Below are 11,387 nucleotides of genomic sequence, written 5' to 3'. Positions count from 1 at the left end.
GGGGCCTGAGAGCGGGGGTGGTGCCGTGTCGGCGCAGCACCACCCCCGTGTCAGCGCGGCAAACCTCGTATCCGAGGACCGTCCCCGCGAGAGCGCCTCAGGAAACCGGCCGCCGGGCCGTTCAGGAAACCGGCCGCGCCCGCTCCACCACCGTGGCCAGATCCAGACTGTGCGGCAGTGTGCCGAAGGCCGAACCCCAGTCGCCGCCCAGGCGTGAGGCGCAGAACGCGTCGGCGACCTCCGGCGGCGCGTACCGGACGAGCAGCGAACCCTGGAGCACCAGTGCGATCCGCTCGACGAGACGGCGGGCGCGGCCCTCGACGCCCTCCAGGTCGGCGAGTTCGGTCAGCAGGTTCTTGATCGCCCCGTCCAGCCGGTGGTCGGCGCCCCGCGCCTGCCCCACCTCCCGCAGATACGCATCGAGCGCACCCGGCTCCCGCTGGAGCGCCCGCAGTACGTCCAGCGCCTGGACGTTGCCAGCGCCCTCCCACACCGAGTTGAGCGGCGACTCGCGCAGCAGTCTCGGCATGCCGGACTCCTCGACGTACCCGTTGCCGCCCAGGCACTCGAGCGCTTCGACCGCCACCGGCGTACACCGCTTGGTCACCCAGTACTTGGCGGCCGGCACCGCGAGACGCAGGAACGCGAGCTCCTGCTCGCTCCCGTCGTCGTACGCGGCGGCAAGGCGCAGCCCGAGCGTCGTCGCGGCCTCCGACTCCAGGGCCAGGTCCGCCAGTACGTTCCTCATCAGCGGCTTGTCGATGAGCTTGCCGCCGAACGCCTCGCGGTAGGTGCAGTGGTGCACGGCCTGCGCGACGGCCTGCCGCATCAGCGAGGCCGAGCCGAGCACACAGTCGAGCCGGGTCGCCGCGACCATCTCGATGATGGTGCGCACCCCGCGCCCCTCGTCCCCGACCCGGCGCGCCCAGGTCCCGTCGAACTCGACCTCGCTCGACGCGTTGGACCTGTTGCCGAGCTTGTCCTTGAGCCGCTGGATGCGGAACACGTTGCGCGTGCCGTCCGCCAGGACACGCGGCACCAGGAAGCAGGTCAGCCCGTCAGGGGCCTGCGCGAGCACCAGGAATCCGTCCGACATGGGCGCCGAGCAGAACCACTTGTGGCCCGTCAGTTCGTACGTCCCGTCCTCGGCGAGCGGCCGCGCCTCCGTGGTGTTGGCGCGTACGTCGCTGCCGCCCTGCTTCTCCGTCATGCCCATCCCGAAGAGCGCACCGGCCTTCTGGGCGGCGGGACGGAACTCCTGGTCGTAGACGGTGGAGGTCAGCCGCGGCTCCCACTCGGCGGCGAGCGCCGGGTCGGTGCGCAGCGCGGGCACCGCCGCGTGGGTCATCGACAGGGGGCAGCCGTTGCCGGCCTCGACCTGCGTCCAGACCACGAAACCGGCGGCGCGCCGCACATGCCCGCCGGGCCGCGACCAGGCCGAGGTCAGCCCGGCCGACACGCCCTTGCCGAGTAGCCGGTGCCAGGAGGGATGGAACTCGACCTCGTCGATCCGGTTGCCGTAGCGGTCATGGGTGCGGAGCTTTGGCGGGTTCTCGTTGGCCAGCACGCCCCACTCCTGTACCTGGGCGGAACCGGAGGTGTGGCCGAGCGCCGAAAGCTCCTCGCGCGCCTCGTCGAGAAGTGCTGGTTCGAGATGCCGTTCGACCGCCTCCGCAAGGGCCCGGTCGGCGGCAAAGACGTCATATCCGACCAGGGGCGGAGGCTGGTTGGTCACGGTGTGGGTGGTGGCTGCCATACGGATACGGTAAGGACGTGCACCAGGCAAAAGAAACACCTGAACGGCCTCCCTCGGGTCGTCTTCACCGCGCTCGCGCGCTGTACCGGAACGTGTCGAAGCGCAGGACCGCCTGGCTGCTGGTCAAGGACACGGTCAACTCGTGCATGGAGTACCGGATCCTGGGTCTCGCAGCGGAGGCGGCGTTCTTCACGCTGCTCTCCGTGCCGCCGTTGCTGCTGAGCATGATCGGCCTGCTCGGCTATGTGGACGCCTGGACCGGCGCCGACACGATCGCAAGCCTGGAGACCAACATCCTGGAGGCGGCCCGCACGGTCCTCTCCGACAAGGGCGTGCACGACATCGCCGAGCCGATCCTCCACGACGTGACGAAGGGCGGCCGCCCCGACATCATCTCGCTCGGCTTTCTGTTCGCCCTGTGGTCGGGCTCGCGCGCGGTGAACGTCTTCATCGACACCATCACCGTGATGTACGGCCTCGACGGCACCCGCGGCATCGTGAAGACCCGCATCGTGTCGTTCCTGCTCTTCATCGTGGCGCTGCTGATCGGCTCGATCGCGCTGCCGCTGATGGTGGCGGGCCCGGACGCGGTGGTGAACATCGTGCCGTGGTCGGAGACGGTCGTGCAGATTCTGTACTGGCCGGTCGTCATCGTCCTGGGGGTCGTGTTCCTGACGACCCTGTACCACGTGTCAGTGCCGGTGCGGTCGCCGTGGGTGGAGGACGTGCCGGGTGCCCTGGTGGCCCTCGGCATGTGGGTCCTCGGCAGCCTCCTGCTCCGCATCTACCTGACCAACACGGTCGAGGGCCCCACGATCTACGGCTCGCTCGCCGCGCCCGTCGCCGTCCTCCTGTGGATCGGCGTGTCCGCGTTCGCGGTCCTGGTCGGCGCCGCCGTGAACGCCGCCATCGACCGCGTCTGGCCGGCCGCCGCCACGGCGGCGGCGCGTGCCAACAACGAACGCCTGCGCGAGGCCCAGGTCGCCGAGTACGTCGCCCGGGTTGCCGCGTCCCGCTCGTACGACGCCGAGTTCGACGACTCCGACGACCCGGACATGCCCTCCGAGTTCCCGGAGCGCTGGTCCCGCTTCCTCCCGCCGGAGGACGTGACCTCCCGGCTGCGGGCGCATGTGAAGAGCACGCACCATCCGCAGCACAAGAACGGGGATGTGCCGCCTCCCGGGGAGTGACACCGCCGGGTGGGCTCAGGCCTTCCAGACTCCGGCCGCCGCGTTCTCCCGTACGAATTCGGTGAAGTCCCGCGGCTCGCGCCCCAGGACCTGCTGGACGCCGTCCGAGAGGTGCGCGTTGCGGCCGTCGAGGAGGCCCTCGAAGACCTCGACGAGGAGGTCGACCTCGTGCTGCGGCACCCCGAACCCGGCCAGGGTGTCGCCGTACTGGCGCGCGGTCACCGGGATGTACGCCAGCTCGCTGCCGGTCGCCTCCGAGATCTCGGCGACCGCCTCGCGGAAGGACAGCAGCCGGGCCCCGGAGACGGTGACGTCCTTGCCGACGTACCGGTCGCCCGAGGTCAGCGTGGCCACCACGACGTCCGCGATGTCCCGTACGTCGATGAAGGGCTCCTGCACCTCACCGGCCGGGAACACCAGCTCCCCGTGGAGCATCCCCTCCACCAGCGGACCTTCGCTGAAGTTCTGCGCGAACCAGGCCGCTCGTACGATCGTCCAGTCCGCGCCCGAGGTCCTGAGCGCCTCCTCGGTCGCGAGCGCCCGCTCCTCGCCCCGCGCCGACAGCAGCACCAGCCGCCGTACGCCGAGTCCGACCGCCTCCCGGGCGATGGCGCCGACCGCCTCGGTGGCCTCAGGGGAACCGACGTCCGTGGGGTAGGCGAGATACGCCGCGTCGGCGCCCCGCAGGGCGTCCGCCCAGGTCGAGCGGTCCGCCCAGTCGAAGCGGGTGCCCTGGGAGCGGGACCCGGCCCGCACCGTGAGCCCGGCCGCCCGCGCGGCCTCCGCGACCCGGCTGCCCGTGCGTCCCGTGGCTCCGGTGACCAGTACCGTCATGTCATTCGTACGTGCCGTGTTTTCCGTCATGCAGCCAGTCAACTTCCGTGCGCCGCAAGGAACCATCGCTGAACCGCTCATTCCCATATGTGCGCGTCTACGCTGGCCTCATGGACGCTCTCGCAGGCCTGCTGGAGGGCCCACGCGCCCGTGGCGCCTTCATGATCCGTGCGTGCTTCGACCCGCCCTGGGGCATCCGCGTCGAGGACCGCGCTCCTCTCACGATCATGCTCCTTGTCCGCGGTGACGCGTGGGTCACGGCGGACGGGGGACAGCAGCTACGGCTGGCGGCGGGCGACGTCGCCATCGCGCGCGGACCGGACCCGTACACCGTCGCCGACGCCCCGGGGACCGACCCGCAGGCGGTGATCCTGCCGGGCGGCGAGTGCAGCTACCCCGACGGGCGCTCCATGAAGGGCCACTGGGACCTCGGCGTACGCAGCTGGGGCGACCGGCTCGACGGCTCGTCGGTGATGCTGATCGGGACGTACATGATGCAGGGCGAGATCAGCGGCAGGCTGCTCGACGCCCTGCCGCCGCTCCTCACGCTCACCGCCGACATGTGGGACTGCGCGCTCACCGACATCCTCGCCGAGGAGATCGTCCGCGACGAACCCGGCCAGGAGGTCGTCCTCGACCGGCTGCTCGACCTGCTGGTCATCGCCGCGCTGCGGTCCTGGTTCTCCCGCCCCGAGGCCGAGGCACCCGCCTGGTACCAGGCCCTCGCCGACCCCGTCGTGGGCCGGGTGCTGCGGCTCGTCCAGGACGATCCGGCCCACCCCTGGACGGTCGCGACGCTCGCCGCCAAGGCCGGCGTCTCGCGCGCGGCCCTCGCCCGCCGCTTCAGCGAACTCGTCGGCGAGCCCCCGATGACGTACCTGACCGGCTGGCGCCTCGCCCTCGCCGCGGACCGGCTGCGCGACACCGAGGACACCATCGGCGCGATCGCCCGCCAGGTCGGCTACGGCAGCTCGTTCGCGCTGTCCAGCGCCTTCAAGCGGGTGTACGGAGTCAGTCCGCAGGAGCATCGGACGCGGGCGGCGTAGCGTGTCGTCCGTGACTGCCGAGCGTCTCGCACCGGCTTCGGGTTACGCGGAGAGGGCGTCCCGGCTGGCCGGTGCCGTGGTGTGGACGAACACTCCGGCCGCGTCCGGTGCGCGGCCCGTGCTGCCCGACGGGTGCATGGACCTGCTGTGGAACCAGGGGCGGCTGCTGGTCGCCGGGCCGGACACGCGCGCGTACGTCCCGGAGGGGGCGTCCGGTGGCTGGGCGGGCGTCCGCTTCTTTCCCGGTACGGCTCCCGCGTTCCTCGGCGTGCCTGCCCACGAACTCCGTGATCAGCGCGTGGAGTTGGCGGACCTCTGGCCCGCTTCGGAGGTACGGCGCCTCACCGCGCGGGTCGACTCGGCCGCCGACCCCGTGAGCGCGCTCGAAGAGGTGGCGCTGGAACGGGCGGCCGGCGCGGAGCCCTCCGACCCGCTGCTGCGGGAGGTCGTGTCGGCCCTGGAAGCGGGCCGCCCCGTCGCCGCTGTCGCGGACGAACTGGGTCTGGGCGCACGCCAGTTGCACCGACGCTCACTGGCCGCGTTCGGATACGGGCCCAAGACGCTCGCCCGTGTACTGCGGCTCCAGCGGGCGCTCGCCCTCGCACGCGACGGGGTGCCCTTCGCGGAGACGGCGGCCCGGGCCGGGTTCGCGGATCAGGCCCATCTGGCACGGGACGTACGGGAGTTGGCGGGGATGACACTGGGGGAGCTGCTCGGACGCGGCTAGTGCCGGCGGCCTACTTGGCTTCCGGCAGTCGCGCGAACAGGTCCACGCCGTTGCCGTCCGGGTCCTTCACGACCGCGTACCGCATGCCCCAGAAGGCGTCCCACGGCTTGAGTTCGCCCTCATGACCGGCGCCGACCAGGGTGTCGTACACGGAGTCGACCTCCGCCGGACTGTCGCAGAGGAAGGCGAGCGAGACCCGGCCGCCGCCGGCCGGGGGCCGCCAACCGGTGTGGAACGAACGGATCGTCTCCTCGGTGTCGAGCGCGAGGCGCAGCCCGCCGGGCAGTTCGGCCTCGACGTGCGGCTGATCCTCGGACCCCTCGGGGAAGACGAGCCCGAGGCGACGGTAGAAGGCCAGGGAGGCGGCCATGTCGGAGACGACGAGGCCGATCACATCGAATCGTGGAGTCATACGGCCACGGTAGGCAGGCCGTCGGCGGCTGGTCTTGAACGAATCGGACACGGTCCGGGCCAGGTACCTTGCGGGGCTCGCCGCTCGGCTGTACACGGAAGAAAGGCCCGTATACGGTGAAAGCGGACGGATCTGCTCCGCGCCCGCGGGGGAGAGGGGAACGGCATGTCCCACGTGACCACCGCGTTGAGTGACTACCCCAAGAGTCCGGTCACCTTGGAGTCGGAATACGACCCGGCCCTGTCCCGCTGGCTCTGGCTGGTCAAGTGGCTGCTCGCGATTCCGCACTACATCGCCCTCGTCCTCCTCTGGATCGCCTTCCTGGTCGTCACCGTGATCGCCTTCTTCGCGATCCTGATCACCGGCGGCTATCCGCGCGCCCTGTTCGACTTCAACGTCGGTGTGCTGCGCTGGACCTGGCGGGTGGCGTACTACGCGTACGGATCGCTCGGCACGGACCGCTATCCGCCCTTCACGCTGGCGGACGTGCCCGACTATCCCGCCCACCTGGACGTGGTCCGCGCCGAACAGCTCTCCCGCGGCCTCGTGCTCGTCAAGTGGTGGCTCCTGGTGCTGCCGCAACTCTTCGTGGCCGCCATTCTCGCGGGCGGCTTCCGCTTCGCGGGCGGACTCGCGGGCCTGCTGGCCCTCTACGCGGGCGTCTCACTCCTGTTCACCGGCCGCTATCCGCGCGGCATGTACGACCTCAACATCGGGCTGCACCGCTGGGTGGTCCGCGTCATGGCGTACGCGGCACTGCTGACGGACGTCTACCCGCCGTACCGGCTGGATCAGGGGCCGAGCGAACCGTGACCCGCCGAAGGCCCGTGTGACTCGCCGTCACTCATGGGTCAGGGCGCCGGTCTCGTCCATCGTCGGGTGGATCTTCGTGGGGCCGTACTCGTCGACGTCCGAGGGGCGCGGGGATTCCGGGCCGTCGGGGCCCGTACGGAGCATGCGTTCGACGCGGCAGATCCGGAAGACGCGGTCGTCGACGCGGAACTCGTCGGCGCGGCCGAGCGCACGGTACTCCTCGGCCGCCTTCGCGTACCTCGCCTTCTTGGCGTCGTCGAACCGGTGGAGCAGCGCCCACATCTCGGCCATCGCGTCGTAGAACATGCGCCGGGCGTCGTGCGGGGTGGCCATCAGGGCCCCGCTCGGCCGCCAGCCGTGTTCGCCGCGTTCGGCCAGGCTGAAGCCGGTGGGCAGCAGGAGGACGTTCGGATGGGTGGCGGCCGCCCGCCGGGAGTCCGCGCGTACGTCGGCGGGGAAGCGGGAGCCCGTGTACGCGAAGTCCCGCAGCCCCAGTTTCAGCGCACCGGCGGCCGGGCCGTCCGCGTGGTCCGGATCGAGGGCGAAACCGACGTCCGGGGACGGTGTGTCGCGCGCATGCCGGTCCCACGGCCGCTCCGCCGGCTCCGGGTCGGTGGGCCGGGGCGGCTCCAGACCGTCGTCCCCGACGCGCGCGAACTCGTCCCCGCGCACCACCCGGTAGCGCACCCCGCAGGCCTCCACCTCGTCGACCGGATCCCGCTCCAACGCCGCCACGGCCGCCAGCAGTTCCCGCCGTACCGCCGGGTCGTCGGTGTCGTCCTTCGCGGTGAACCACAGATGCGAGTTCAGCCCGTCCCGGGCCACCTGCGGCATCCCGTCCACCACCGGCTTCAGCAGGCGCCACCCCGGCCCTGCTGCCGGGTCACGCACCGCGACCCCGAACACCGGCCCGCGCAGCGCGAGATGGGGATATCGCCGGGAGGCCTCCATCGCGTCGGCCTCCCGCACCCAGGCGGCGGGGTCGTCGCGGTGGATCAACTCCTCATGGAGGGCCTGGATCTGTCGCTGCCAGTCGTCGGACATGCACGCATTGTTGCGGGGTCGGTGTGCGTGCCGGGGCCGAACCGACCCAACAAACGGTGTTGTTGGCCGCGTTCACACGCGAAGCGCTTGGACTGCCTCTCTCTCTGCGAGGCATGTGGAACACCTGTGCGGCAGGATGGGCGCATGATCCGTTCCGTGCCCGCCCGTGCCCTACGCGCGCTGCCGTTGCTGCTCCTGCCCATGCTGCTCGCCGCGTGCGGTGACGAGAAGGCCGGGGCAGCCGCCGACCCGGCCGAACTCAGCGCCCGTGCCCGGGCGTTGGGCGTCGCCCCGGAGCTCGTCTACGTCATCGAGGCGCCCGGCTTCACCGTCGCTCAGCAGTCGGTCGGCGTGTACGGGAACGACGGCTTCTCCAGCGCGTACTGGTCGCAGAAGACCGGTGCCCAGATCCACCTGTACGTGGACCGGGGCACGGTGACCGCCGACAGCTGTCCGAAGCAGCCGGTCGGTGAGGCGTCCGGCGAGACCGTCACCTGCACGCGCGACGGCAAGGCCTGGTACCGCAGTTCCGGCGGGCAGCACGACTACTTGGTGCCGGGCGACGGGCACGTGATCCGCGTCGTCGGCGACACGGCCACGGTGAAGCGCGACGTCCTGCACGAGGCCGCCCTCGGAGCCCACCGCCCCGACGCCGCCGAACTCACCGCCCTCCTGCCGTCCGCACCTGCGGCCGCCACCGAACCGGTGGAGCGCGGCGACCTGCCGCCGGTCGGGGACGGGGCGCCCAACAATGAGGTGGGGACCAGCGGTTGAGCGGCGTCCCCGCGCAGGTCAGCCTGTGGTCAGCACCATGCGGAAGCGAGCGGAGCCGTCGAGCATCTTCCGGTAGGCCGCGTCGGTCTCACTCAGCGGCATCGTCTCGACGATGGGACGGATACCGTGCAGGGCGCTGAACGCCATGGTGTCCTGCACGTCCTGAGCGGTACCGGACGGGTGTCCTCGAAGGATCCGGCCCCGCAGGATGAGCTGAAGCGGGCTGATGCCGAGGGTGTCGGGCGAAACCCCGATGACAATGAGTTCACCACGGTGCGTCAGGCCCTCGACGGTTGCCGCGATGGCCTCGGAGCTGCCGGCGGTGGCCAGTACGGTCTTCGCGCCTCCCAGCGACTGCAGGGCCTCCGCGACTGAGGTCACGCCCGTGCTGTCGATGTAGTGATGGGCCCCGAGGTTCTTGGCAGTGTCGGCCTTCTCGGACCCGCGGGCGATCGCCACGGTTTCGAAACCCATGGCCACTGCATACTGCACACCCAGGTGGCCGAGCCCACCGATGCCCAGGACCGCCACCAGATCTCCGGGACGGGCGGAGCTCCGTCGCAGCCCGTTGTAGGTCGTGACTCCCGCGCAGGACATGGGGCCCGCGTCGGTCGCCGAAAGGGCCTCGGGAATCCGCGCCAGGGCATCAATCGGCGCGATCATGCTTTCCGCGTAGCCCCCGTCGTATGCCCAGCCGGGAATCTTGAGGTTGTCGCAGACTATGAAGTCGCCCTGCCTGCAAGGGATGCAGTGTCCGCAACTTCCTCCGAACCACCCCACGGTCACGCGGTCCCCCACGTTCCAATTGTTGCTCTCGGCTCCTTCGCCGAGTTCTTCGATACGCCCGGCGATCTCATGGCCCGGAACCAGCGGGAACCGCACCCCGGGCAAACCGCCGCTCACGAACACATCGTCGCTGTGGCAGATCCCGCACGCCTCGACGGCCACTCGCACATGCCTTGGACCTGGGTGTTGCACCTCGCGCTCGACTATCTCGAAACGCCCGTTCGGGGTGATGACCTGCGCCGCTCGATAAGTGGTCATACGTGTCTCCGTACTCCGGAGTAGACGATACGAGAGCACATCCATCCCACCACTGCCTGGTCGCCCGGGCAACAGATCCCGGGTGGTGGTGGACAGCCGTGCGAGGTAGGTTCGGAAAGGTTGGAAAAATCGCGTGGAGCATCGCGGACCGAGCTGTCTGCAGCCTTTCGTACGCCCTGCGGGAAAGGTTTCCCATGAAGATCGACGGGTCCGTTGCATTCGTCACGGGTGCCAATCGAGGGCTCGGAGAGCAATTCGTCAAGGCCCTTTTCGAGGCTGGAGCGGCCAAGGTCTACGCGGGAGCCCGCGACCCCGCAAAGGTCACGGTGCCGGGAGCCGTCCCGGTGGCCGTCGACATCACGGACCACGAGTCGGTCCGGGCGGCCAGTGCCCAGGCGCAGGACGTGACACTCCTCATCAACAACGCCGGATCCACCACCCGTGCCGGCATCCTCACGTCCGACCTCGACGCATTCCGGACGGAGTTCGAAACGCATGTGGTCGGCACTCTGGCCATGAGCAGGGCTTTCGCCCCCGTACTCGGACGCAATGGCGGCGGCGCCCTGGTCAACGTTCTCTCCGTGCTGTCATGGGTGTCGATCCCCGTCAGCGCCGGATACGCCGCAGCCAAGTCCGCCGAATGGTCGGTGACCAACGCCCTGCGGGTCGCCCTCGCGGAACAGGGCACGCAGGTCACCGCGCTGCATGTCGGCTACCTGGCGACCGAAATGGCTGCGATGGTGAGCGGTCCGAAGGCAGATCCCGGCGATGTCGCCCGGGCGGCGCTCGCCGGTGTCGAGGCCGGACTCCACGAGGTGCTCGCCGACGAGGTCAGCAAGCAGGTTCAGGCCGCGCTGCCCGGGGGGCCGGGCGAGCTGTATCCACAACTGTACGGTGGGCAATCGCTGGTCTGACGCACCGGGAGGAGGCTCAGCCGTCCCGCGCCGTCGCCTTGTTGCCGCCGTCGGATCATCGGAGGCACTGATGAGCGGAAGCGAGCTGAGCCAGCACCAGGACTTGGCCGACCAGACCGTCGTCGTGATAGGCGCAAGCTCGGGAATCGGGCTCGAAACCGCGCGTCGGGTCCGCGCTTCCGGCGGCCAAGTGGTCATGGTCGCGCGCGATCCGCAGCGACTGGAGCGAGCGGCTGCGGAAGTCCAGCCGCGGAGCACCGCGGCCCTCGACGCCGCCGACACGGACCGGCTTCAGCAGTTCTTCAGTGACCTGCCCTACGCGGTCGACCACGTCATGTCGACGGCCGGCGGCCCGTTGTACGCGCCCCTGGCCGACATGGACGTGGCGGAGACCAGTCGGCACTTCGGCGAACGCCTCGCCATGACGCTCGGGCTCGCCAAGTACAGCCGGGGCAAACTCCGGGACCTGGGAACGCTGTTGTTCATCGGCGGCACGGGCGGTCGCCGCCCCGGCGTCGGCAGGTCCGTCACCTCGGCGCTCACCGCGGCACTTCCCGCTCTGACCGCGAACCTGGCACTCGAACTGGCGCCGATCCGGGTGAACCTCATCGCTGCCGGATTCGTCGACACGCCTTTGTCGGCCTCACTCCTGGGCGACCAGATCGACGCACGGCGCGAAGAGCTCCGCTCCTCGCTCCCCATCCGACGGGTCGTCGGCCCGGAGGACGTCGCCGCTCTGGCCGTACACATCATGTGCAACGAAGCATTGACGGGCGCGACGTACGACATCGACGGCGGTCAGCAGCTGTTGTCCCAATGACGAGCAGAACCAC

The 11,387-nt window shown here is 70.4% G+C and carries 12 protein-coding genes; 7 read left to right on the top strand and 5 right to left on the bottom strand.

Going from position 1 to position 11,387, the window contains the following annotated elements:
• Positions 1-121: 121 nt before the first annotated feature.
• Positions 122-1,756, bottom strand: a complete 1,635-nt coding sequence (locus tag OG246_RS39390) for an acyl-CoA dehydrogenase family protein (RefSeq protein WP_266473969.1) — start codon at positions 1,754-1,756, stop codon at positions 122-124.
• Positions 1,757-1,773: 17 nt separating this feature from the next.
• Here OG246_RS39390 and OG246_RS39385 point away from each other — a divergent pair, with 17 nt between their 5' ends.
• Positions 1,774-2,946: a YihY/virulence factor BrkB family protein gene (locus OG246_RS39385; protein ID WP_266473968.1), complete on the top strand. Its 1,173-nt coding sequence runs from the start codon at positions 1,774-1,776 to the stop codon at positions 2,944-2,946.
• Positions 2,947-2,961: 15 nt separating this feature from the next.
• On the opposite strand, the gene OG246_RS39380 is transcribed toward OG246_RS39385, so the two are convergent.
• On the bottom strand, positions 2,962-3,810 hold the full coding sequence (locus OG246_RS39380; protein ID WP_266473966.1) for an NAD(P)H-binding protein: 849 nt from the start codon (positions 3,808-3,810) through the stop codon (positions 2,962-2,964).
• A gap of 80 nt (positions 3,811-3,890) precedes the next feature.
• Between OG246_RS39380 and OG246_RS39375 the strand changes: the two genes are divergently transcribed.
• Together OG246_RS39375 and OG246_RS39370 are read left to right on the top strand one after the other, a co-directional pair.
• Entirely contained in the window at positions 3,891-4,826 is a 936-nt protein-coding gene (locus tag OG246_RS39375; RefSeq protein ID WP_266473965.1) for an AraC family transcriptional regulator, read from the top strand.
• A gap of 10 nt (positions 4,827-4,836) precedes the next feature.
• Positions 4,837-5,553 carry a helix-turn-helix transcriptional regulator gene (locus OG246_RS39370; RefSeq protein ID WP_266473964.1) on the top strand — a complete coding sequence of 239 codons (717 nt, stop codon included), beginning with the start codon at positions 4,837-4,839 and terminating at the stop codon, positions 5,551-5,553.
• A 10-nt stretch (positions 5,554-5,563) separates the two neighbouring features.
• On the opposite strand, the gene OG246_RS39365 is transcribed toward OG246_RS39370, so the two are convergent.
• Complete coding sequence (locus tag OG246_RS39365) at positions 5,564-5,965, bottom strand: VOC family protein (RefSeq protein WP_266473963.1); 402 nt, start codon at positions 5,963-5,965, stop codon at positions 5,564-5,566.
• 165 nt (positions 5,966-6,130) lie between these two features.
• On the opposite strand from OG246_RS39365, the gene OG246_RS39360 reads away from it, so the two are divergent.
• Complete coding sequence (locus OG246_RS39360) at positions 6,131-6,778, top strand: DUF4389 domain-containing protein (protein ID WP_266473962.1); 648 nt, start codon at positions 6,131-6,133, stop codon at positions 6,776-6,778.
• Between the two features lie 27 nt (positions 6,779-6,805).
• On the opposite strand, the gene OG246_RS39355 is transcribed toward OG246_RS39360, so the two are convergent.
• A complete protein-coding gene (locus OG246_RS39355; protein WP_266473961.1) occupies positions 6,806-7,822 on the bottom strand; it encodes a DUF5954 family protein in 1,017 nt (338 codons plus the stop codon).
• A 144-nt stretch (positions 7,823-7,966) separates the two neighbouring features.
• Here OG246_RS39355 and OG246_RS39350 point away from each other — a divergent pair, with 144 nt between their 5' ends.
• The gene (locus tag OG246_RS39350; RefSeq protein WP_266473960.1) at positions 7,967-8,596 is read left to right on the top strand and encodes a hypothetical protein; all 630 of its coding nucleotides are present in this window, start codon (positions 7,967-7,969) and stop codon (positions 8,594-8,596) included.
• A gap of 18 nt (positions 8,597-8,614) precedes the next feature.
• On the opposite strand, the gene OG246_RS39345 is transcribed toward OG246_RS39350, so the two are convergent.
• Positions 8,615-9,640, bottom strand: a complete 1,026-nt coding sequence (locus OG246_RS39345; RefSeq protein WP_266473959.1) for an alcohol dehydrogenase — start codon at positions 9,638-9,640, stop codon at positions 8,615-8,617.
• A gap of 194 nt (positions 9,641-9,834) precedes the next feature.
• Between OG246_RS39345 and OG246_RS39340 the strand changes: the two genes are divergently transcribed.
• A complete protein-coding gene (locus tag OG246_RS39340; protein WP_266473958.1) occupies positions 9,835-10,554 on the top strand; it encodes an SDR family oxidoreductase in 720 nt (239 codons plus the stop codon).
• A gap of 70 nt (positions 10,555-10,624) precedes the next feature.
• Positions 10,625-11,374: an SDR family oxidoreductase gene (locus tag OG246_RS39335; RefSeq protein WP_266473956.1), complete on the top strand. Its 750-nt coding sequence runs from the start codon at positions 10,625-10,627 to the stop codon at positions 11,372-11,374.
• Positions 11,375-11,387 lie beyond the last annotated feature (13 nt).

The sequence above is a fragment of the Streptomyces sp. NBC_00620 genome (assembly GCF_026341825.1).
Lineage (GTDB): Bacteria > Actinomycetota > Actinomycetes > Streptomycetales > Streptomycetaceae > Streptomyces.
This window is presented reverse-complemented; position numbering and strand designations above follow the sequence as displayed.

Bases quoted from the DNA above. Each gene is read 5' to 3' on its own strand.
- OG246_RS39390 (WP_266473969.1), bottom strand. From the start codon at position 1,756: ATGGCAGCCACCACCCACACCGTGACCAACCAGCCTCCGCCCCTGGTC.
- OG246_RS39380 (WP_266473966.1), bottom strand. From the start codon at position 3,810: ATGACGGAAAACACGGCACGTACGAATGACATGACGGTACTGGTCACC.
- OG246_RS39375 (WP_266473965.1), top strand. From the start codon at position 3,891: ATGGACGCTCTCGCAGGCCTGCTGGAGGGCCCACGCGCCCGTGGCGCC.
- OG246_RS39365 (WP_266473963.1), bottom strand. From the start codon at position 5,965: ATGACTCCACGATTCGATGTGATCGGCCTCGTCGTCTCCGACATGGCC.
- OG246_RS39360 (WP_266473962.1), top strand. From the start codon at position 6,131: ATGTCCCACGTGACCACCGCGTTGAGTGACTACCCCAAGAGTCCGGTC.
- OG246_RS39355 (WP_266473961.1), bottom strand. From the start codon at position 7,822: ATGTCCGACGACTGGCAGCGACAGATCCAGGCCCTCCATGAGGAGTTG.
- OG246_RS39350 (WP_266473960.1), top strand. From the start codon at position 7,967: ATGATCCGTTCCGTGCCCGCCCGTGCCCTACGCGCGCTGCCGTTGCTG.
- OG246_RS39345 (WP_266473959.1), bottom strand. From the start codon at position 9,640: ATGACCACTTATCGAGCGGCGCAGGTCATCACCCCGAACGGGCGTTTC.
- OG246_RS39340 (WP_266473958.1), top strand. From the start codon at position 9,835: ATGAAGATCGACGGGTCCGTTGCATTCGTCACGGGTGCCAATCGAGGG.
- OG246_RS39335 (WP_266473956.1), top strand. From the start codon at position 10,625: ATGAGCGGAAGCGAGCTGAGCCAGCACCAGGACTTGGCCGACCAGACC.